The 22529-nt window shown below is 50.5% G+C and carries 20 protein-coding genes, 1 tRNA gene and 1 pseudogene; 9 read left to right on the top strand and 13 right to left on the bottom strand.

Annotated elements, in window-relative coordinates:
* Positions 1–109 precede the first annotated feature (109 nt).
* The 3 genes from lptF to J5067_RS12665 all read left to right on the top strand — a co-directional run bounded on the left by lptF (position 110) and on the right by J5067_RS12665 (position 2525).
* A complete protein-coding gene (gene lptF, locus J5067_RS12675) occupies positions 110–1210 on the top strand; it encodes an LPS export ABC transporter permease LptF (RefSeq protein WP_264643915.1) in 1101 nt (366 codons plus the stop codon).
* Complete coding sequence (lptG, locus tag J5067_RS12670; protein WP_264643916.1) at positions 1210–2286, top strand: LPS export ABC transporter permease LptG; 1077 nt, start codon at positions 1210–1212, stop codon at positions 2284–2286. The genes lptF and lptG overlap by 1 nt, the downstream gene beginning before the upstream one ends.
* 154 nt (positions 2287–2440) lie before the next feature.
* A tRNA-Leu gene (locus J5067_RS12665) sits at positions 2441–2525 on the top strand.
* Between the two features lie 405 nt (positions 2526–2930).
* On the opposite strand, the gene J5067_RS12660 is transcribed toward J5067_RS12665, so the two are convergent.
* From J5067_RS12660 to J5067_RS12605, 12 genes and pseudogenes are all read right to left on the bottom strand, one after another.
* A complete protein-coding gene (locus J5067_RS12660; RefSeq protein WP_264651249.1) occupies positions 2931–3458 on the bottom strand; it encodes a hypothetical protein in 528 nt (175 codons plus the stop codon).
* A gap of 399 nt (positions 3459–3857) precedes the next feature.
* Positions 3858–4316 carry a hypothetical protein gene (locus J5067_RS12655; RefSeq protein WP_264651248.1) on the bottom strand — a complete coding sequence of 153 codons (459 nt, stop codon included), beginning with the start codon at positions 4314–4316 and terminating at the stop codon, positions 3858–3860.
* Positions 4317–4386: 70 nt separating this feature from the next.
* The gene (locus J5067_RS12650; protein WP_264651247.1) at positions 4387–5328 is read right to left on the bottom strand and encodes a hypothetical protein; all 942 of its coding nucleotides are present in this window, start codon (positions 5326–5328) and stop codon (positions 4387–4389) included.
* Positions 5329–5553: 225 nt separating this feature from the next.
* A pseudogene (locus tag J5067_RS23235) lies at positions 5554–5838 on the bottom strand (type VI secretion system PAAR protein); the annotation flags it as partial.
* 342 nt (positions 5839–6180) lie between these two features.
* A complete protein-coding gene (locus tag J5067_RS12640; RefSeq protein WP_264643921.1) occupies positions 6181–6792 on the bottom strand; it encodes an ATP-binding cassette domain-containing protein in 612 nt (203 codons plus the stop codon).
* Entirely contained in the window at positions 6776–7561 is a 786-nt protein-coding gene (locus tag J5067_RS12635; protein WP_264651246.1) for an ABC transporter permease, read from the bottom strand. The genes J5067_RS12640 and J5067_RS12635 overlap by 17 nt, the downstream gene beginning before the upstream one ends.
* Before the next feature lie 27 nt (positions 7562–7588).
* Entirely contained in the window at positions 7589–8317 is a 729-nt protein-coding gene (gene modA, locus J5067_RS12630) for a molybdate ABC transporter substrate-binding protein (RefSeq protein ID WP_319802393.1), read from the bottom strand.
* Between the two features lie 216 nt (positions 8318–8533).
* A complete protein-coding gene (locus J5067_RS12625) occupies positions 8534–9742 on the bottom strand; it encodes an MFS transporter (RefSeq protein ID WP_264651244.1) in 1209 nt (402 codons plus the stop codon).
* Positions 9743–10091: 349 nt separating this feature from the next.
* Complete coding sequence (locus J5067_RS12620; protein WP_264651243.1) at positions 10092–11258, bottom strand: iron-containing alcohol dehydrogenase; 1167 nt, start codon at positions 11256–11258, stop codon at positions 10092–10094.
* Positions 11259–11575: 317 nt separating this feature from the next.
* The gene (locus J5067_RS12615; RefSeq protein ID WP_264629379.1) at positions 11576–11794 is read right to left on the bottom strand and encodes a helix-turn-helix domain-containing protein; all 219 of its coding nucleotides are present in this window, start codon (positions 11792–11794) and stop codon (positions 11576–11578) included.
* Positions 11795–11879: 85 nt separating this feature from the next.
* Positions 11880–12356: a helix-turn-helix transcriptional regulator gene (locus J5067_RS12610; protein ID WP_264651242.1), complete on the bottom strand. Its 477-nt coding sequence runs from the start codon at positions 12354–12356 to the stop codon at positions 11880–11882.
* The gene (locus J5067_RS12605; protein WP_264628011.1) at positions 12353–13702 is read right to left on the bottom strand and encodes a type II toxin-antitoxin system HipA family toxin; all 1350 of its coding nucleotides are present in this window, start codon (positions 13700–13702) and stop codon (positions 12353–12355) included. The genes J5067_RS12610 and J5067_RS12605 overlap by 4 nt, the downstream gene beginning before the upstream one ends.
* Before the next feature lie 276 nt (positions 13703–13978).
* Here J5067_RS12605 and J5067_RS12600 point away from each other — a divergent pair, with 276 nt between their 5' ends.
* Positions 13979–15400, top strand: a complete 1422-nt coding sequence (locus J5067_RS12600) for a hypothetical protein (RefSeq protein WP_264651241.1) — start codon at positions 13979–13981, stop codon at positions 15398–15400.
* A 51-nt stretch (positions 15401–15451) separates the two neighbouring features.
* Here the strand turns inward: J5067_RS12600 and J5067_RS12595 are convergent, their stop codons facing one another.
* Positions 15452–16789 carry an aspartate aminotransferase family protein gene (locus tag J5067_RS12595; protein ID WP_264651240.1) on the bottom strand — a complete coding sequence of 446 codons (1338 nt, stop codon included), beginning with the start codon at positions 16787–16789 and terminating at the stop codon, positions 15452–15454.
* A 600-nt stretch (positions 16790–17389) separates the two neighbouring features.
* On the opposite strand from J5067_RS12595, the gene J5067_RS12590 reads away from it, so the two are divergent.
* The 5 genes from J5067_RS12590 (at position 17390) to J5067_RS12570 (ending at position 22524) form a co-directional block, all read left to right on the top strand.
* Positions 17390–18406 carry an ABC transporter substrate-binding protein gene (locus J5067_RS12590; RefSeq protein WP_264643930.1) on the top strand — a complete coding sequence of 339 codons (1017 nt, stop codon included), beginning with the start codon at positions 17390–17392 and terminating at the stop codon, positions 18404–18406.
* Between the two features lie 107 nt (positions 18407–18513).
* Complete coding sequence (locus J5067_RS12585) at positions 18514–19512, top strand: ABC transporter ATP-binding protein (RefSeq protein ID WP_264651239.1); 999 nt, start codon at positions 18514–18516, stop codon at positions 19510–19512.
* Entirely contained in the window at positions 19509–21155 is a 1647-nt protein-coding gene (locus tag J5067_RS12580) for an ABC transporter permease subunit (RefSeq protein ID WP_264651238.1), read from the top strand. Before J5067_RS12585 ends, J5067_RS12580 begins: the two co-directional genes overlap by 4 nt.
* 37 nt (positions 21156–21192) lie before the next feature.
* The gene (locus J5067_RS12575; RefSeq protein ID WP_264651237.1) at positions 21193–21963 is read left to right on the top strand and encodes a DeoR/GlpR family DNA-binding transcription regulator; all 771 of its coding nucleotides are present in this window, start codon (positions 21193–21195) and stop codon (positions 21961–21963) included.
* Positions 21964–22095: 132 nt separating this feature from the next.
* Positions 22096–22524, top strand: a complete 429-nt coding sequence (locus tag J5067_RS12570; RefSeq protein ID WP_264629042.1) for a molybdopterin-binding protein — start codon at positions 22096–22098, stop codon at positions 22522–22524.
* Positions 22525–22529: the final 5 nt, after the last annotated feature.

Genomic DNA, 22529 nt, shown 5'->3' with positions numbered 1-22529 from the left:
TAATGCATCATAGCGACAAAGGTTGCCACAAATGCGTATAAATGGCGAGTTAGCGATGAAATTATCGACTTTCCTGCAAAAAGACAAGTTTTCACAGGTTTAATTAAGCGTGATCATCATTCGATATCTGGTACGGGAAACCTTTAAGAGCCAACTGGCCATCCTGTTTATTCTGTTACTGATCTTCTTTTGTCAGAAGCTGGTGCGGATATTGGGTGCGGCGGTTGATGGTGAAATCCCGACAAACTTAGTGCTCTCCTTGCTGGGGCTGGGCGTGCCTGAAATGGCGCAGCTCATTCTGCCCTTGAGCCTGTTTTTAGGGCTGCTGATGACGTTCAGCCGCATGTATACCGAGAGCGAAATCACCGTCATGTATGCCTGCGGACTGGGCAAAACGGTGCTGCTCAAGGCTGCCTTTATTTTGGCGGTGATCACCGGTGTGATGGCGATGATCAATGCGCTGTGGGTCAGCCCCTGGTCTTCACGCCATCAGGACATCGTGATGGCAGAAGCCAAGGCTAACCCCAGCGTCGCGGCGCTGGTGGAAGGGCAGTTCCAATCGGCGCAGGGCGGCAATGCGGTGCTGTTTGTCGGCGATGTCAAAGGGCAGGAATTTGAGCATGTGTTTCTGGCACAGCTGCGCCCGAGCGGCAACGCGCGTCCTTCGGTGGTGATTGCCGATCGTGGACGTGTGAACGTTGACCAAAATGGCGCACAGGTGGTGACGCTCAATAAGGGCTCCCGCTACGAGGGCACCGCGATGTTGAGGGATTTCCGCATCACGGATTTCACCAACTATCAGGCGGTTATCGGGCACCAGAACGTGTCGCTCCAGAACACTGGCGTAGAACAGATGACGATGCGCCAACTGTGGCAGTCGGATGAGAACGCCGCGCGTGCCGAGTTTCATTGGCGTATTACGCTGGTGCTGTCGGTGCTGATCATGGCGATTATTGTGGTGCCGCTCAGTGCGGTAAACCCACGCCAAGGGCGCGTGCTGAGCATGTTGCCCGCTATGCTGCTTTATCTGATTTTCTTCCTGCTGCAAAGCTCGCTGCGTTCCAATGCCAGCAAGGGAAGAATTGATCCGGTGGTATGGATCTGGCTGACCAATCTGGCCTATATCGGGATTGCGCTGCTGCTCAATGTCTGGGACAGCGTGCCTCTGCGCCGGTTGCGCGCGCGGATGAAAGTACAAGGAGCAGCCTGATGTTTGGCGTACTGGATCGCTATATCGGCAAAACCATCTTTAACACCATCATGATGACGTTGTTCATGCTGGTTTCGCTGTCGGGCATCATCAAGTTTGTCGATCAGTTGCGCAAAGTCGGGCGCGGCGACTATACCGCGCTGGGCGCGGGCCTCTATACCCTGCTGAGCGTGCCAAAGGATATCGAAATCTTTTTCCCGATGGCGGCGCTGCTTGGCGCGCTGCTGGGGCTGGGAACGCTGGCGACACGCAGTGAATTGGTGGTGATGCAGGCCTCTGGTTTTACCCGTTTACAGATTGCCGGTGCGGTGATGAAAACCGCCATTCCTCTGGTGTTGCTCACCATGGCGATTGGCGAATGGATTTCACCTGCCGGTGAACAGATGGCGCGCAACTACCGCTCACAGATGATGTACGGCGGCTCGATGCTCTCGACCCAGAACGGGCTGTGGGCCAAAGATGGCAACGACTTTATCTATATTGAGCGCGTGGTGGGGGATAAAGAGCTGGCGGGCGTGAATATCTACCAGTTCGACCCGGAACAGAAACTGCTCTCCGTGCGCTACGCGGCATCGGCGGAATTTGATGACGATGCCAAGCTGTGGCAGCTCTCTCAGGTTGATGAATCTAACCTGCGCGATGGCAAACAGATTTCGGGCAGCCAGACTATTAGCGGAGAGTGGAAAACCACCCTGACGCCGGACAAACTGGGCGTGGTGGCGCTGGACCCGGATGCACTCTCGATTCGCGGCCTGTACGACTACATCAACTACCTGAAGCAGAGCGGGCAGGAAGCGGGCCGTTACAAGCTCAACATGTGGAACAAGACGTTCGCCCCGCTTTCGGTGGCGGTAATGATGCTGATGGCGCTCTCCTTTATTTTTGGGCCATTACGCAATGTGCCTGCGGGCGTGCGCATCGTCACCGGCATCAGCTTTGGCTTCCTGTTTTACGTGCTGGACAAGGTATTTGGTCAGCTTAGCTTGGTGTATGGCTTGCCGCCGGTGCTAGGCGCGCTGGTGCCGAGCCTGCTGTTTATGGTGATCAGCCTATTGCTGCTGTTAAAACGACGTTGAGTGCATCCGGCACGTCGCCGCGTGCCGGGAAAATGCGCAAAAAAGTGTGCTAACGCTGTTTTTTTCAGCATTCAACGCACCAGAGTGCGGAATAGTGTTGTGTCATCAATCTCAAACGGTATAATGCACCTCGTTTTCCGCATACTACTTCAGTGCCGAAGTGGCGAAATCGGTAGACGCAGTTGATTCAAAATCAACCGTTGAAAGACGTGCCGGTTCGAGTCCGGCCTTCGGCACCATTAGTATGAAAATCAAGTCACCTTCGGGTGGCTTTTTTTATGTCTGAAATCCGTGCCACATAAGTCTTCACCCGCATTCTCTGTCAACGGAAATCAACCTGACTCCACCTACATCAATCTCTTTGCGAGTCTAAAACCGAGTATGTGTGCTGGTTCTGTATGACTTATAGCCATAGCTGAAAGGATAACTATCATGGGCCTTGCCGTCACTAAGGTACGTTCTGCTCAATCCGAGGAAAAGAAGTATGCATTGGTTGATTCATCTCAACGGTTCAACATTTTCGCATCGGCGGTAAACAACACTTGTTCAGCGCTTACCGGTTAACATCATCGACTCGCCAGTTTGTTAAATGAATAGAGAGCCAGTAAATTTCACATCACTGCATTTACTATGGTTGACAGTAATTAATTGATTTTTTTATCAATACTGGCTTCGTAGCAATATGTCGGACCGTCTTCTCCCTCAACCATTTTTTCATGAGGTAAAATGGTAATGGTGACAATTGAGTCCGCCTCCCACAGTTTAAACACTTTTTGTTGCTCGCATACGTAAATCATTTTCTTTTTAAAATCAAAATATTCTATTCTTAAAAAATCAAATCCTTCTTGTTCGATTAATCTGTCATCAAATTCAAAAGTAATGGTTTTTCTGTTAGAATAATCACCTCGATATAACACACTATGTACTTTTGCGGAGCGAATCACAAGATATCCATTCTGTACTACCGCCTCGGGGAGAACTATCTCAAACCCGGTTTGATAGAGAGGTGAACCTACAGGGCGATAATGATAATAGCCTTTGCCATTAAGAACATTAGATATTCTTTCATCATTTATCGAATAACTCCGAAACGCACCTGCCATTGTAGCCTCCTTGGCATTAATAGGATGAGTAAAGCTGATACAGCACCACAGCAGAAAAAAACGTGTCATGTTATTCTCGCTTTTCTTTGGGAGTGAATTTCACTAAGCCTTTTGTTAACCCTGTAGGCGTTTCTCCTGATGACGGTAGCATACGTCCACCTTGTTTTCTCCATAATGCAAATCCATTTGTTCCCTCTCTCTTGGAACCAAATTTAAAGATCCCATCGGCCAGTCCAGGATGCGGTAATGCTTCATGCTCATCAGACAATTTATAAACTGAAAAGTCTCCTCCGGTAGTACGTAATTTCTTCAGGTTTTCTGAGAGTTGACGAGATGTAGCCTTATCTCTTTGTCTAAGAATATCGCCGTAAAAGGTTCTGGTCAGAAATGCATTTACTGAGATCCCTGACCTAGATGTATAAGAAAATACTCCACCATCCAGAGCGAAAACGGTGGGTATGAAAGTGATTAATTGATTTTCTTATGTATATTAGCTTCGTAGCAATATGTCGGGTCACCTTCCCCCTCATCAATTTTTTCATGAGGTAAAATGGTAATGGTGACAATTGAGCCCGCCGCCCACAGTTTAAAGACTTTTTGTTGCTCGCACACGTAAATAATTTTCTTTTTAAAATCAAAATATTCTATTCTTAAAAAATCAAATCCTTCTTCTTCTATTAGTCTGTCATCGAATTCAAAAATAATGGTTTTTCTGTTAGAATAATCACCTCGATATAACACACTATGTACTTTTGCGGAGTCAATCACAAGATATCCATTCTGTACTACCCCCTCGGGGAGAACTATCTCAAACCCGGTTTGATAGAGAGGTGAACCTACAGGGTGATAATGATAATAGCCTTTGCCATTAAGAACATTAGATATTCTTTCATCATTTATCGAATAACTCCGAAACGCACCTGCCATTGTCGCCTCCTTGGCATTAATAGGATGAGTGAAGCTGATACAGCACCACAGCAGAAAAAAACGCGTCATGTTATTCTCGCTTTTCTTTGGGAGTGAATTTCACTAAGCCTTTTGTTAACCCTGTAGGCGTTTCTCCTGATGACGGTAGCATACGTCCACCTTGTTTTCTCCATAATGCAAATCCATTTGTTCCCTCTCTCTTGGAACCAAATTTAAAGATCCCATCGGCCAGTCCAGGATGCGGTAATGCTTCATGCTCATCAGACAATTTATAAACTGAAAAGTCTCCTCCGGTAGTACGTAATTTCTTCAGGTTTTCTGAGAGTTGACGAGATGCAGCCTTATCTCTTTGTCTAAGAATATCGCCGTAAAAGGTTCTGGTCAGAAATGCATATACAGAAATACCAAAATAATTAGCCAGTTGTTGAGCCAGACTGTGTTCAGGCTGAGCATCGTTATCGCTATAAAAGGATTCACGTGTTGTACGTGAGATCCCTGTCCTACATGCATAAGAAAATACTTCACCATCCAGAGCGAAAGCGTTGGATATGAACGTATTTAGTGTCGACGCAGTAACACTGATTTTACTATCGCCTTTATAATTAAGGTTTATAGTTCCAGGATATCCATGAGAGAAGATAATAAGATTGATAATCTTATATTCATCTCTATCTTTATTCATTAGTTTAATTAAGTCCTCCTGAAAACATAGTTTAAACACGTCAAACCTATTATGATTGCACCAATATTCCAAAACGCCAATCTCAAGATTTGTATAGCCATCAGAAACATAAGCGATTGTTGTTTTATCCGCTTTTCCCTTGGATAGTCTCAATTGTCCGGTTGCAGCGCCAATGAACATCATTTTTAGCCAAAATGAATCATAATGGAGTTCGGAACCAATAACAATAATACGCTCTTTTTTAAAGGTCTTGATCTCTATTTCTTTTCTTTTGTTATTACCCACAGGGGAAAATACTGATTTGCCAATGGTCTTCCATGTTCTATTCATTTATTCATCCCTTATCTCTATAGATAACTCATCAGGTGATAAACTAAAGACCGTATGGGTGTGTCCTTTATCATCCGTTTTTCCATATTCATAACGGCCATCAGCGCGTAATATCCGATATTCCCTGTTGGTAACAGGCTTACCCGTCTTCTGATCTTTGATGGTAAAGGCTTCATCAAACATGCCTTTCAACGAAATCAGTCCCGAGGCGTCGGGGGGATTATCCCCGACAAATACGGTTCCCGAACCGACGACGTTGCCCCCACAGCTAATCGCACTCCCCGTCAAAGCAAGTGGTAGCTTGTTGATAAATATCGTGCTAGATCCACTGATAATGTGACGAGGATGGAGTGAGCTTCCCGCTTTACTGTGTTCTTCCAGTGGGTCGCTTACCCTTGCTGCTGGTCTCCCATCAATAAAAACGTTTGATGAGCCAGCAATAATCGGCGTTGACGAAAATCCGTCATGATCGGTTCCGATATCTCCTACCTTGGCTGCTTTTTTTGTCATTCCTTGACCTTTGAGATGTTGATACTATTGATTCAAATTGACACTGCTATAGCATGGCGTTGACAGTGTGTGCTTGTTGTTACGCGTGTTGAGTAAAGACATCACTCTCTTAGCAATCCCCATGCCAATTTTTATCTCTTTGCTTTAACATTAAATTTATTTCTCTCCGTTTTTCCTTGGGTAAGGTTTGAGCAATACATTGCGCAGACCTCGTGAAAAAACGGCATCCATTGCTCAAAAAGTGATTTATACCAGCAAGTGAGCAATAAATTGCGCAGAATGCGCAGTTATGCTGCCAATTTGAATTGGCCTAGTGGAGGGACGATAGACTATTTACAAGGCCTATAAAAGACACCCTTTAGCAAGGCTCAACTGCTGTTGAGCTAACGCCTCGACTTCTCGAGGTTCATGCGACACTAACAATAGCGTTACCGAAAAGAGCTGCTGTATTTCCTTCATTGCCTGCCATAGTCGTAACCTCACTGGCCAATCGAGGCTGGAGAATGGCTCATCGAGTAACAGAATCTGAGGTTCACTGATCAATGCCCGCGCCAGGGCTGCTCTCTGCTGCTCTCCACCCGAAATTTGTGTCGGGTAGCGTTTAGCCAAATGTTCTATTTCGAGTAATTTCAGCAAGTCGTGACGTTTTTCACTGGCCTGTGGTTTTTTAGCCGCGTACTGAGCAAGGCGCAGGTTATTATCAACCGATAAATAAGGAAACAAATACAAGTGCTGATTCAGATAACGACAAGGACGCTGCCAGATAGGTCGTTTATCGATACATTGATCGGCTATTGATATAGTTCCTCGATAATCAATGTTCCCTACGATAGCGTTCAGCAACGTCGTTTTCCCACTGCCAGAAGGGCCACAAATAGCAGTACAGCTACCCGGCTCCACTGAAAAACTGATATTTTCCAGAATGCCGCAGGAAAGATCATTCACCTTTAACATTCAGCCTTCCTCGTTGTTGCAACAGATGCAGGATTACTAAGAGAAAAATCGAAAAAATAATCAGCAACAGGGCACAGCCGACCGCCAAAGAAAAATCACCGCTGGCAATATTCAGGAATACCGCAATGGGTAAGGTTTCCGTTTTCATTCTGGTCGCGCCAGCCAACATCAGCGTGGCGCCAAATTCACCCAGCGCCCGCGACATCGCCAAAACACAGCCACTCAGTAATGAACGCCAGACGAGGGGGATTTCTACCAGGAAAAACGTTTTTAGCGGTGTTAAGCCTAAATTATAAGCTGTGTGTATATAAGGCGGTGAAATAGAGATAAACGCACTGTAGGCATTGCGCGTTTGTATTGAACAGGCAACGTAGGTTTGCGCAATGATGATACCAAAGGGAGAAAATAACCATTTAGAGAGTGTTGGAACTAACTGCCCAACATACCCTTCTTGTCCCAAAAGGAGCAACAGACCGATTCCGACGACCAATGGCGGCATGACCATGGGTAAATCCAGCAGGATGTTTATTATGTTCTTTCCTGGAAATGAGAGGCGAGACATTGCCCAGGCGGCAGGAAGACTGATTACGCTTGAGAGCAATAAAGAGGTTAGCGCTGTACTGACAGACAGCAACAGCGCAAACTGGATTTCATCATCGGATAATAACTGAATAAACTGGCTAAGGCTCAACTGGGAGAAAAGTGCAAGCAGCGATCCGCCAATCAAAAAAAGCAGAAGTACCAGCGGTATTAATGCCAGTTTAGCCATTCAGTTATCTACCCGACTTAAATTCAATTAATTCTTCTTAATTGGCAGATAGCCTTGATCGGTAAATATCTTGATGCCCTGCGGTGACGCGAAGTATTCAGCAAGTTGTTTAGCTGCATCTGGGTGTGCGCTGGTTTTTAATACGGCGATAGTGGCTACCTCTTCAGGTGTTCCTGCTGGGGAAGGTAACAACGTTAGTCTATCCTGATTCTTCATCGCATCAGAAAGCCCAATAACCGCAGCATCCACATCACCGTTCATTAAGTAAATCAGCAATTGCTTAATCGTGGTTGCCTGTACAACCACCTTCTCTTTCAGCTCTTTCTCATAACCGCTGGCGACCAGCAATTGTTCTCCACTTTTTCCCAGCGCAATCGCTTTAGGGTCACCCATGCCGATTTTTAAATGACTTTTTGCAAGATCGGCCAACGTTTTCACTTCTCCGCCAGTCGCCTTCCTTACCACCATCACTGGCGTGTGATACACCAGAGGATAAGAAGACGTTACCTGCCCGTCTTGCTGTAATTTTTCAACATAGTCTTCAGAACCCGGCAGGAAAACATCCCCCGTCTTGGTCAGATTAAAGCGCGTGAGAATTTGCCCTGAACCACCGTATTCAATAACCACCTTATGGCCGGTGTTTTTTTCAAACAATGCCACCACGGATTCTACCGGCTGTCTTAACCCAGCGCCGGCATACAGATGTAACTCGACCGCACAGGCCGTGTAACTTGCCATGAGTAAAGGCAGCACCATAAGGGATTTTATTAAGCGTGTAGGCATGGGGAATTCTCTTATCATTAACATTCTTGGAAAGGGAGAGCCGAACGAATAGTTAGATCCCTATATATTGAATTATATAACGACAAGCAAAATAATAGGGATTGCGATAAAGAAAAAGTAGCAAAAAGATGATCTTAGTCATGTTGAACCTGGCATATCCCTGCGCAGGCTCTCTTTAACCCGGTGAAATCAACTCGCTTCTGCCGTCGTTTCCCGCGCGATATCCGTTTGCTTGCGTCGCAACTGCGTCAGCACTAGCAGCAGGGCGAGTAGCGCCAGCACTGCGCCGGAAATGGAGACTGCACCGTAGCTTCCGCCAAGGTTTAGCACGGCGCTGCCTAACGCGGCACCCAGCGCGTTGCCGAGGTTAAACGCACCGATGTTGACCGATGAGGCCAGCCCAGGCGCACCTGCTGCTTCGCGCATTACCCAGGTTTGCAACGGCGGGACCACGGCAAAAGCGGCGGTGCCCCAGACGACCAGGCCGATGGCGGCACCGGCCTTGGAGGTCGCCAGCCAGGGGAATGCCGCCATGCTGATGGCGATCAGGCTTAAAAACACCATCAGCGAGCCTGTTACCGAACGGTCTGCCAGCTTGCCACCTAACTTGGCCCCGAGGGTGAAGCCAATGCCAATCAACACCAGCATGCCAGTCACATAGCTGGGAGAAACCTGCGTAATCGATTCGAGCGAAGGGGCAATGTAGGTATAGAGCGTAAACATGGCACCAGCACCCATGACGGTGGTTGCCAGAATCACCAACACCACGGGCTGCGTCAGTACGCGCAGTTCGGCTCGCACATTGGGCCTTTCTCCGTGGCCGCCTTTGGGCAGAAAGGCTCCCAGTGACAGCATTGCCGCAACGCCCAACAACGCGATACCCAGGAATGATTCACGCCACCCGACCACTTGCCCAAACCAGGTCGCCACGGGAACGCCGCCGATATTGGCGATGGTTAACCCCATAAACATGGCAGCAACGGCACTGGCTTGTTTCTCACGTGGAACGAGGCTGGCCGCCACAATCGAACCAATACCAAAGAATGCCCCGTGGTTTAAGCTGGTGATGATCCGTGCAATCACCAGGCTGGTGTAATTGGGGGCTATGGCGGAGGCCAGATTACCCAGGGTAAAAATTGCCATCAGCGCGATCAGCGCTCTGCGGCGCGGCCAGCGGGCGAACAGTAGCGTCATCACCGGCGCGCCCACCATCACACCGATGGCATACGCTGAAATCAGCATGCCTGCGGTGGGGATTGAAACATCCATGCCCTGAGCGATGGTCGGGAGCATGCCCATCGGGCCAAATTCGGTGGTGCCAATACCAAATGCGCCAACGGCGAGCGAGAGCAATGGCAGGGTGGAATGGGAGGGTGAAGACGTACGGCTTGTCGACATGATTTGCTTCCTAATCGTTGCGATTTGAACGCCACCAGCATTGAATCGCCCCGGAAATACAGGCATCCATCAGCGCTTGCGATTTGAACTTGGCATTCTGCCGTGATTACGCGGGGAGATAAACGTAGAAATATAAAAAACACTTTTGCGAAAAGTGGCAGACTGATAGGTAAATCACTGTCCCCTCGTCATCCCCGCCTACGCGGAAATGACCATTCTAGTGAGCTATTATCGATGAAAATGCGGGGAGGGGAATCGGGTGAAAGGTGTAGAGAGAGCTACCTACGCGTTGTTTCAGGACTCGCTGTCCCTACCGCGTTGGGTAACTCCCTCTTGGCGATGTTGTTGATTACAAAATCGCTTCGCCTTCATAGGCCTGACGGTACAGCTCAATAACCTGCTCTTTGGTGGCTTTGCGCGGGTTGGTTAATTGGCAAACGTCTTTCTTCGCATTCTCAGCCATAATGGCGAAATCTTCCGGTTTCACGCCAAGGCTCTTCAGATCGCGTGGAATGCCCACCTGTTTGCCCAAACGTTGAATCGCGCTAATGGCTTTCAATGCAGCTTCATCTGTCGACAGGCCATCCACGGTTTCTCCCATGGCTTCGGCGATATCTCTGAAGCGGTTAAGGTTGCCGATAAGGTTGAAGGATTCGACATACGGCAGCAAAATGGCATTACACACGCCGTGCGGCAGATTATAAAAGCCGCCTAGCTGATGCGCCATGGCATGGACATAGCCCAGTGATGCGTTGTTGAAAGCGATCCCCGCCAGATATTGCGCATAGGCCATATTATCTCTGGCTTTCATATATTCACCATTGGCAACGGCCTTCGGCAAATATTGGGTGATCATTTTGATGGCTTTTAAGGCGGCGGCATCCGTAAGTGGATTTGCCATGGTTGAAACATAAGCTTCAATGGCGTGGGTTAATGCATCCATCCCTGTCGCAGCTGTCAGTGACGGTGGCATCCCGACCATCAATTCCGGATCGTTAATGGAAATTTGTGGCGTAACGCGCCAGTCAACAATCGCCATTTTAACTTTGCGTTCTGTATCGGTAATAATACAAAAACGGGTAATTTCCGACGCGGTGCCCGCCGTGGTGTTAATGGCCATCAGCGGGATCATATCGTTGATCGATTTATCGACGCCTTCAAAATCGCGAATATTTCCGCCGTTAGCGGCGATAAGGCCAATCCCTTTCGCACAGTCATGCGACGAGCCGCCACCGAGAGAAACAATCGCGTTACAGTCATTTTCCCGATAAGACTTGATGCCTTCCGCAACGTTTTTATCCGTCGGGTTGGGCTCTGCACTGCCAAATATATGAACGCCAATACCTGCCTTTTTATAAATTTCAGCAACCTTATCCGCCATTCCACTTTTGGCGAGGAAGGCATCGGTGACAATAAGGATTTTTTTGGCATTTAACGTTTTTGCAAGACTACCGGCTTCCTGAACGCTGCCCTCACCAAATACATTTCGTGTGGGTAGAAAATAATATGTCGACATACAATTTCCCCTATTTATAAATGATGGCTGTCAGTATGTTCATCAGAGCTTCTGGTAATTTTGTTAAAAAATAGCCACTTAGCGCCAACATTAAGCAGCACCAGACATGGATAACAAAAGCAGAGGTTGAACATCTGTGGGCAGTGTAAGGGAATAACGGCGATGAACTTTGATTTACATCACATTACATGCGATTGTTTTTAACAATAAGTGACATTGTTTTTACAACTAATTTGCGAGATGTTCAAAACTGACCAAGGATATGCGTTGTACTGGGGAGCGTGAAACTGGGGGGAACAGGCGACGATGGGAGAGAATCAGTAGTCGAATAGCGCAGCTAATGAAGTACCGAGCCCTGCGGCGATGATACTGATGATTTCTAAGGTTGGGTTTCTGATACCACGTTCAATACCGCTTAAGTAAGTACGATCCAGATTACATCTACTGGCCAATGCCATCTGCGTGAGCCCTGCCTGAACGCGCAACGTTTTAATGCGTTGTCCAAAGAGCCGGGTCGTATCTCCGGTGTTCTGCATGTTGGCGCTCTCCTGTCGTTGCTACCTCTGTGATTCATCATTATAACCCACCCAAAGTAGAACGTTATCTGTGCAATCTGCATTTTTATGCATCGGATTTCTCGGACGCCAAAAGCGCGGCAAGCCGATGGCGCGAAGTGGGGACAAGTCCTACCTGAAGCCCAAAAGGGTTGAATAGCTTGTTGATGACATCAGCGGTGTAGTTGCCTCGGTCATTTTCAACGTCGGACAGCGTTTTGCGTGATATTGAAACCAGAGTGGCGAAGGCATCTTGCTTTAGCCCTAATACGTCAGCCCGAAGCATTTTTAGCGCCTTGCCCTGTGTGATTTCACCCAGTAGCAGATGCCTGATAATGTCATTCATGGCAGATTGCCTTTCTGGTGTGCTAATCGGCTTGGCCTTTTTAGAAACTCGTTGCCGCTTTATACTTTGCACTCCGGGGGACGTTGTGTACGGCTGGGCGGTATAAGGTGTTATCGGTTCTTGCAGCGTGCGGTTTTTTTCTTTTATTCTCCTTATCGTTTCGCTCGCTGGCATCACATCACTGTTTTGATTTTTCATAGCAATCCCCATCTATCCAACTTTTGTTCTATATAGTTGAAACCGATAGACGGCAGGGTAACGATCTGTTCGGGAACCCCCCTTTGTATCAGTCTCTCTTTGAGTCCCAATAATTGTTGTGCAGTATCTTGCAATGCTTTCAGTAACGTTTCTGCTGGAACAAGATCGTTAAGCGCTTGTGCAATCCCTATAAAATTATACTCGCCCCCATTTTCTAATGGCACGGCCCACTTCATTGTGCGTGCAATCCCCTCGGGATCTGCTTTCATTGGGGCAAAGTCGTAGATGGGGGCTAGCGTAATGCGGTTTTCTGCTCTGAGAAATGCGGTATTTCTTCCATGATTATCGCTGTTGCCGAAAATAATATTCAGTAAATCCCGACGCACCCATTCGACAACAAAAGCCGTAATATCAAAATTAAAGCCTTGTGCTGTCACCATATTACTGCGCGTAATTTTTTCTATCAGTGTTCTGAGTGTATCTTCATGATAAAGCGTAACGCCGGGCGCTTTTCTTAATATTGAATACACGGATTCCATGGCAAACCGTTTGATATCACTTTCTTTTTCGAAAGAGACATCAAATCTGGGAAGCCACAGGGAAGGATAGTTTTCCCCTTCTTCCAACCGCATGTTTTTAATAGGAATTGTACTGAATCCGAGATCCGTCAGTTCCTGGTAATAATAGTATTCGGCGCGCAATATATTACAGTCAACGTCGCTGCGGTTTCCTCGAGGGTATTTAACCAGATAATGGATATCTCTCTTGCTCGGATCCTGTTGGTAAGTATCAATCCATATGTGCTGCTCAGGTGTACAGCGGAGTAATAATTTCGGTGCTTCGCCTCCTGCACCTGTTGCTCCGCCTGCCGCAGCTCCGCGTTGTTGAGCATAATCCAGAAAATCACTCGCTCTGTTTTTAACGTCATCAACTGAGAAAAAAAGCTGTTCCGCCTCGGGATGGAACTCTGGTACGGATTCTTTGATGCGCAAATTGCCAATTGGCGACATAGTGCCATGTTTTAAAATAACAAAATTTTGCTGACTGGGGGTCAGCCCTTCGAGATCAAGGTATTTCTCCCAATAACGTCGGCTTGCCCCGCTGGGGATAATATCATCGAGAAAACGCATCCAACCGGGCTGACCATCATCATCGAAGAAGAGGGATACGGGGTGGTTAAGAGATACTGCGTAATTATCATCACGGTGCAGGTGGTCGATGGCGTAGTCGGACTGATAGTCCAACCCGGTGAGTTGATACCTGCCGTGTTCACTTTCGGGAAAAGTGATGAGTGCAATATCGCACCATTGATTGTTAAGGAAAGCCTGTAGCGTTAACTGTTCCATCTGCATACCTCCCGTTACTCTATGAGTAAAATAGTACGTTTAATCTGCATAATTTTCAATCAGTGTAACCTTTTTTACTCTTTAACTTCATTTTCGGTTTTTATGGGTATTTTGATACGCATTATTTTTTGAGCGACAAAGCCAACGCTCTACCCGCCCAAAAGAGACTAAAAATCAGAGCATGCCCGTTGCCAGCCTTTGATAATCAATTGCATGATGTAGCGCGTTTTACCCGATAGCGGGTAGAGAATTAATGATTACATAACAGGATGCTCGATGAAGCGGCTAACACTACTGACTCTGGGATGGGTACTGTCTGCACCGGCGTTTGCACAGCCACAACTGCCTGCGGTGGTTATCAAGGATGTGACCCTGGTGTCCGGCAATACGGTGCGAGTGGGCAATGCCATTAACGCCCTTTTTCGTATCTCCACGCTGGGGAGCGGCACGACGGATTTATGGCTTAATGTCGATTGCGATACCGGCCAAAAAATACACCTGTTTGCCAGTGTTACCCCTCCCGTACCAAACCGGCCAAGCGTTCGGGTCTATGGCGCGGGCTCACTGGCTCGTTATGTTCCCGGTCTGCCTTTCGAACCGGAGGCGGACAGCCCCTACAGCACCGATCCTGCTCTGGATGTGTGTCAACAAAACGTCCCCGTTCCGCAATGGGTTGCGCTTGCTGAGCCTGATACGCAGGGTAACCGGCCGTATATTGATGTGACTAACAGCGCGAGGCAGGGCGATCGGCTTCAGGTGCGTCTCGCAACGGACTATGCGCGTATTCATCAAGATGAAAAATACCTCGCGCCCTATTCGGTGAAAATAACGGATAAGGTTTTCGATTGCGTACAGGATAAGGGCCAAACCCTTAATCAGTTTGCGTTGGATAATCAGGGACGAATAACGGATAGCCAGTCTGAAGAAAATCCTGCATTAAACGCGCTTTCCGCTGAGGAAACTGCGCTCGCGAAAAGGCTTTGCGCGGTTAACGATATTCGCCAGCTTAGCGGTAATGGCACGCTGGAATGGCGTGAAAAGCCAATGGCGGAGGATTTACCGTTACGACCTGATTTTGCGCAAAACGATCCGGCTCCGATCCAGCGTCCGCCACTGCCACAGGCCGTGGCGAATACGGTGCAACAGGCGGTTGCGACACCGCAACAGCGCCCGACATTCAAGCGCCTGAGCTACGTCCAAAAATCGCCGGGTGAGGATCTCGCCTCGTTTGTGGTGCAAATGGACAGCCTGCCGGATGGAACGGTACTGACGTTGGATAAAATGACGTTGGGTGGCGTGGTGTTTTATTCACAACATGTACGCCTGTTTAATATCGTGGACGTCAAGAAATGGGATTCGCTGGCAGAAAAACCGGTTATCAGCAACACGCTGGAAAACACGTTTGTGCTGCCTCCGACGGCGGGTACCGAGTATCGCTGGAAGAATAGCCAGAGCGATACCAAGTCAACCGGCCAGCAGTGCCGTGCAGATGACGCATGGCGCAATGCCACGGCAATTAGCCCGCATTTTCCCGGTCGCTATCTGGAATTCACTTGTACCGACGATCGCGGTGATGGCCGCCCGATGAGCAGTGATTATGCCTACCTCGAGGACTTGCAGGTGTTTATTCGCATCGGTTATCACGAAGCCGGTGAGAAAAAGCGTTTTGCCTTTGACGATGTGACGCTGGTGAAGTGATCTGTCTTGGCGCACGTTCCCCGTTTGAGCGGAGAGCGTGCGCCAACGTCATTAACGCACGGCACTCAGCACCTTGTCCAACGACCCTACCAGCCAGTCGATATCCTGCGCCTGAAAAGCCAATGGCGGGCGCAATTTCAATACGTTGCCATAAGGACCTGCCACTGAAGTCAGCACGCGCTCGGCTCTCAGGCGTTCGATCACATCCAGTGCCAGCGCCTTGTCAGGCGTTTTGGCGGCGCGATCGCTCACCAGTTCGAAACCGATAAATAACCCGGCTCCGCGCACATCGCCCACGCATTCATGACGATCGGCGAGTCGTGCCAGTTCTTGCCGCAGTTGTTCACCGACAATCAGACTGTGCTCCTGCAACTTCTCTTCGCGGATCACCCGCAACACCGCCTGCGCCGCCGCCATGGAAACCGGGTTGCCGCCAAAGGTGTTGAAATAGGGGATCTCATCGCTAAAGGCGGCTAACACATCGGCTTTGGCGAGCAGGCCAGACACTGGAATCCCGTTACCCATTGGTTTACCCAGCGTCACCACGTCCGGCACGATACCGTGGCGCGCGAATCCCCAGAAGCTGTCGCCGGTGCGTGCAAATCCCGGTTGCACCTCGTCGGCGATAAAAATGCCGCCGTTGGCATGCACCACGTCGAGTGCGGGTTTCAGGAAGCCTGCCGGCCCTGGCAGCACGCCATCAGAAGAGAAGATTGAATCGACCAGCAGACCGGCGAATTTGATGCCGTGCGCCGCCATGTCGTCGATCTGTTTTTGGATCTCATTGGCAAACCAGATGCCTAAATCGGGTGCGTCAACGCGGTAACGATCGGGTGGTGGCACCAGACGCGTGGTGGACGCGAGCGGTTGGCCGCTGCCCAGCGCCGGTGATGCGCCAGAGGTCAGTTCGCTGGTGCCGTGGTAGGCCTCCTGGCTGACGATGATGCCGGTGCCGCCGCTGTACGCCTTGGCGATACGGATCGCCAGATCGTTGGCTTCCGAGCCGGTGCACATGTACATCGCTTTGTTGATGTCGTCAGGCACGGTGGTCAGCAGATCGGCGGTGTAATCCAGAATGCGTTCATGCAAATAGCGGGTATGGGTATTGAGCTGGCTCATCTGCTCATGCACGGCGGCGATAACGGCGGGGTGGCAGTGGCCGATGCTGGCAACGTTGTTGTAGACATCCAGATATTTATCGCCCGCGGCATCCCACAGGTATTGCCCTGCACCGCGAACCAGATGCACAGGGTTGCGATAAAACAAACGATAGGATTCGCCGAGCAGTTGGCTGCGCTTATCGGTCAGTTTGCGCGTTTCGGCATCCAACGCCTCCGCGTGTTCTGCGCGAAAGCTATTGGTATCCATGATAGTTGAACGTGTTGCCATGATGACTCCAAATTTCGGTTAAGCACACTATTTCGATTAAGCACAGTATTTCGAACGGCATCGTGTTTCTGTCAGACACCGTGCATAAACAGGATGGGAATAGCTTACGCATTAACCTGAATTAAATGCAACTAAATACACAAATACATTTAAATGCACTTTTTTGATGCGCGTAAAACACCAAAAAAGTGCAATCCGTTACACATCATCCTGCGTTGTTACTGCGGTTGCTGACAAACCATCCTACTGCTACCGTCACCTCCGTCATTCCCGCGAAGGCGGGAATCTCTTGCCGAAAAAACGTGTTTATCCTTACAGAGATCCCCGGCTTACGCCGAGGATGACGAGAGGTAAAGTGGCGTTGTCATCAGTCTGATTACTCTCCGTTTACACCATGAATATCGGCCAATGCCTTGGTTTAGTAGCCTCTTTTACGCTGAATAATACGCTTTGTATCGGGTTGGCATGATTAGTGCTTAAAAATACACAGATGCAAAATAACGCACAAAAAGACGCAGAATGTGAAATGCACAAAAGTGCTCACCTTCTCAGGGCTACGCCACCGAGTTATGACTTCCGCAACCATTAAGGGGAACATTTATGAAACGTTTTTCATTACGCCGTACCGGCCTGATGGCGGCATGCGCCTTTGCGACCCTGGTGGGAGCGGCACAGGCAGGCACCATCACGGTGTATACCTCGTTGGAAGAGGATGAAATCAAGGATTACGTCGCACAGGCGAAGAAAGACATGCCGGATGTCACCGTGAATGTGCTGCGTTTGTCGACGGGCGATCTCGGTCCGCGCATCTTGGCAGAAGCCAAGAATCCACAGCATGACGTGGTCTGGGGATGGGCACTGACCAACGTGATGGACCCGCGCATTTCTGCACTGCTGGAGTCGTATGCCGCCAAAGGCAGTGAAAAGCTGGATGAAACCTATCGTGCACCGGATAACAAATGGTTCGCGGCCACGGGTTACATGGCGGCGTTTTGCGTGAACACCGAAGCGCTCAAAGCGAAAAACCTGCCGGTCCCAGCGACCTGGCAAGATCTGACCAACCCGATTTACAAAGGCGAAGTGGTGATGCCGAACCCGGTTTCATCGGGTACGGGTTATTTACAAATCGCTGCGCTGCTGCAATCCAAAGGGAATGAAAAAGGGTGGGAATTCCTCAAATCGCTGGATAGCAATATTGCGCAATATACCAAATCCGGCTCTCGCCCGTGCAAAGCAGCGCGTACCGGTGAATACGCCATTGGCGTGTCGCTGGCGTTTGCCGCGATGCAATCTATCGAAGAAGGGTACCCGGTCAAAATGGTCATTCCCAGCGATGGCGCAGGCTATGAGCTGGAAGCCTCCGGTTTGATGGCAGCATCAAAAAATAAAGCCGACGCCCAGCGTTTCCTGGATTGGACCTTATCCAACAGCGCGGCGACGCTGTACACCAAATACAAAGAGATCGTCACCATTCCCGGCGTCGAGCAATCGAAAGCCGCCAAGCTGGCGGGCCTGCCTGCCGATCTCTCCAGCGTGCTGTTCCCGGTCGATTTCGCCAAAAGTGCCAAACAGCGCGATGCCATTTTAGAAACCTGGCAAAAGGCGATTGGTCGCTGATAACAGGCTGTTTTTCTGTACCAACGCTGGCTGTCAGGCCAGCGTTGAGGCCGTTGTAATACAAGGCGTCTTTGTCCCAGACGTTGTTTAAAGAGGATAGTAAGTACATGGCGCTGGTGATTCAGAATCTCTATAAAAGTTTTGACGGCCACGTAGCGCTCGATCGCATTAATTTGTCGATTGAGAATGCGGAGTTTGTTTGTTTACTCGGGCCCAGTGGCTGTGGGAAAACCACGTTACTGCGGATTATCGCCGGATTGCTCAGCAGCGATGGCGGAAAAATCACTCTGGATGGCCGCGATTTGATCAACGTGCCCGCCCGCGATCGCGGGTTTGGCATTGTGTTCCAGTCTTACTCATTGTTCCCCCACATGACCATTGCGCAAAACATCGGTTATGGGTTGAAAATTCGTCATACGCCGGAGGCGGAGATTCGCGATCGCGTCAATAGCCTGTTGGACACGGTGCGCCTTGGCGGCTTTGGCGATCGTTATCCTAATCAGCTTTCCGGCGGTCAGCAGCAGCGCGTAGCAATAGCGCGAGCGTTAGCCGTTAATCCGTCGTTGCTGTTACTGGATGAGCCGCTTTCCGCACTGGATGCGCGCGTGCGCGCCGGATTGCGCCAGGAACTGCGTGAAGTCCAACAACGGTTAGGCATTCCTACGCTGATGGTGACTCACGATCAGGAAGAAGCCATGAGCATGGCAGATAAAATTGTCTGTATGCAGGGCGGTCTGATCGTGCAGGAAGGCACGCCGCGCGAGCTTTATACCGCACCGCGCACCCGCTTTGTGGCTGAATTTATGGGGCACAGCAATCTGTTGCCCAAAGCAACGGTCCAGCAGTGGATGCCGGAACTGTTACAGACCTCTGCGCCAGAGAATGCCGAGCTGTTTATCCGCCCTGAACGCATTGCCATGGCGAAAGCGCCTGATGCCGAGGGGCAGGTGGTGAGCACCCGTTTTTTGGGCAGCATCCAGCGGGTTGAAGTGCTGTGGAAATCACATCCGTTGCTGGTGGAAACCAGCAGTGCCCTCAACTGGTCGGCGGGCGATCGCGTTACGCTCTCCATTGCTGCGCAAGATTGCGCCTGGGTGCAAGCATGAGTTATTCACTCCTTCCGCCGCAAACGGCGGCTGACCGCTGGTTATCCCGCCTCTGCCTCTATCTGCCGCTGGCAGCATTGCTGGCGTTTTTTGGCGCGCCGATGCTCAGCATTCTGTGGCACAGCCTGCTCGACGATCGCAGCGGCACGTTTGGTGTGTCGAACTATCTGGCGCTGATGAATGCACCGGGCGTCTGGCGCGCGATGTGGAACAGTCTGGTGCTGGGTATCGTCACCACGCTGGTGACGCTGCTGCTGGGGTTTATCGTCGCGTATGGGCTGGAATGTACCGCTATGCCTGCCAAGCGCTTTATCTCCTTTGCCACGTCGCTGCCGGTATTAGCGCCATCGCTGGTGCTCGGTCTCGGGCTGATTTTTCTGCTCGGGCGCAATGGCATCGTGGGGAATCTGCTGGGCGTGCGCCTCAATATTTACGGCTTTTGGGGGTTGCTGATTGCCAACGTGCTGTATGCCTTGCCGCAGGCGATCTTGATCATTCGCGTCACGCTGCGCCAAAGCGATACCCGGCAGTATGAGGCGGCGAACGTACTGGGTGCCACCGACTGGCGGCAGTTTCTGGACATCACTCTGCCGGGCGTGCGCTACGGTATTTTGAGCGCAGCCTTTGTGGTGTTTACCATCACCATCACCGATTTTGGTAATGCGGTGGTGATCGGCGGTGATTTCTCGGTGTTGGCGACGGAGATTTACAGTCAGGTCAGCGGGCAAATGAAATTTGGTATGGGGGCCGTGGTAGGGATTCTGTTATTGCTGCCTGCGGCGGCATCCATCTGGATCGAGCGCGCCGCGTCGCGTCGTCAGAAAACCATCGGCACGTCATCCGCCATCCCGCATATTCCTCAACCGTTGCAGCGCCGCGATATTCCGTTTTATCTGGTGAATATGACCATCGCACTATTGATTGTGACGGTGATTGCTACTGTGGTGATTGCCAGTATGATTCGCCTGTGGCCCTATCGCCTGGATCTGACGCTGAAGCATTACAACATCGATCTTGCCGGGGGATATGCACCGCTCTGGACATCCATCTGGATCTCGGCGTTAGCGGCGGTTATCGGCACGCTGCTGCTGTTTTTGCTGACGTTTGGCATTCGTCGCCAGCCGGGGAAAAGCGCGGATTTTGCGGCGTTGCTCAGCGCACTGCCCGTGGGCGTACCGGGACTGGTGCTCGGGCTGTCGTATGTGTTCACGTTCAACACCGCCGATCTGCCGTGGGGGATGCTGTATGGCTCGGCGATTCTGGTGGCGCTGTGTAACTACTACCATTATCACACGCAAGGGTATACCACGATGATGATGGGGATGCGCAATGTGCCCAACGCCATGGAGGATGCCACCACCGTGCTGGGGGGCGGCGTGGTGCGTATCCTGCGCGATGTCTATTTGCCTGCCATGCGACTGACCCTGATCTCTGTCGCCATGTTCCTGTTTATGCGCTCGATGGTGACGCTCTCGGCGGTGATTTTTCTGGTGACGCCGTCGCTGCCGCTCGGTGCGGTAACCGTGATGCGCCTGGACGAAGCGGGTTTCACCTCGCAGGCAGCGGCTTTTTCTACGTGCATCATGGGGATTGTCGCTATAATGGCGCTGCTGCTTCATCTCTTGACGGCGAAACGCCAATGACCGCCGTTTACGCCTTTACGCCAGAGAATCACTATTGATGCTAGAAGAGACTCGCTTACACCGTATCCGCGCGCTGCTGTCCACATTGAACCGGGTCAGTACGGAAAAAATCATTCAGCATCTCGGTGTCTCGCGAGAGACGGTGCGGCGCGACATTCTGAAGCTAGAGTCCATGGGCGCGTTACGCCGCGTCCATGGCGGCATTGTCGCGACATCGCTGGAGCCTGAACCGCCGCTGTCGGTGCGCAACACCGTGCGTGAAAAAGAGAAGCAGGATATTGCCCGCGCCGCGGTGCAGCAGCTTAGCGCTGGGCAAACGCTGTTTATTGATGCGGGCAGCACCACGGCGCTGTTGGCGGATGAGTTGCTGTCAATGCCCGGTATGACGGTGATAACCAACAGCCTGAATGTCGCGTTGAAGCTGACCACGGCGGAATCGACGATGCATCATGAGGTGATTCTGCTTGGTGGCCATATGGGGCCGTCCATGCAGGCCACCCGCGGTGATTTGACGGTGAGCGAGATCCAGCGCTATCGCGCCGACGTTGCGCTGTTGTCACCGGTAGGGATCACCAGCGCTTCGGGCGCCAGCAGTTTTGCGCACCATGAAGCCGCCATTGCTCGCGCCATGGTCACAAATGCCAAAACGCGTATTATCCTGGCGGATAACAGTAAGATAGGTATCACCAGTCGGGTGATTTACGCCACGCCGCAGGAAATCGATATCATCATTACCGATGCAGGTTCGGCAGCTAAACCTGAATGGCAACTGCTTCAGGCGCAGTGTGCCCATGCCATCGTGGTGTAACCCGCGACGCATTATGCTTTAAACGCAAATGTGTTACCCCTCAGGGAGTAATAATAAAAAACGCTTTTGAATTTTAGGGATATATGTTCATGATAGCGCTAATCCCTTGTTAATCAGCAGGAGTAGCGAGCTATGTCAGTGTCGGCAAGAAATCAACTTTCTGGTGTGGTGGCGTCGGTAACCGAAGGCGCGGTCAATAATGAAGTGGTTCTCACGTTGGAAGGTGGGGAAACCCTGACCACCGTGATCACCCGTGCCAGCAGCAATACGCTGGGTCTGGTGCCGGGTAAAGCTGCGATTGCACTGGTCAAGGCGCCCTGGGTGATTCTGGCTTCGGCCAACAGCGGCCTGGTGTTCTCCGCCCGTAACCAATTCCGTGGCAAAGTGACCTCTGTCATTCCCGGCGCGGTCAACTCCACCATCCATTTGCTCACCGGCAGCGGCTTGGCGCTGACCTCCACCATCACCAATGAAAGCGTGGCAGAGATGCAGGTCAGCGTTGGCAGTGAACTGATCGCCCTGATTAAAGCCTCCAGCGTGATTTTAGCGACCAAAGCCTGATGCGA

It is taken from the genome of Candidatus Symbiopectobacterium sp. NZEC151 (assembly GCF_025962655.1).
In the GTDB taxonomy this organism is placed as follows: Bacteria; Pseudomonadota; Gammaproteobacteria; order Enterobacterales; family Enterobacteriaceae; genus Symbiopectobacterium.
Note: the sequence above shows the minus strand (reverse complement) of the source record. Positions and strands in the feature narration are given on the sequence as shown.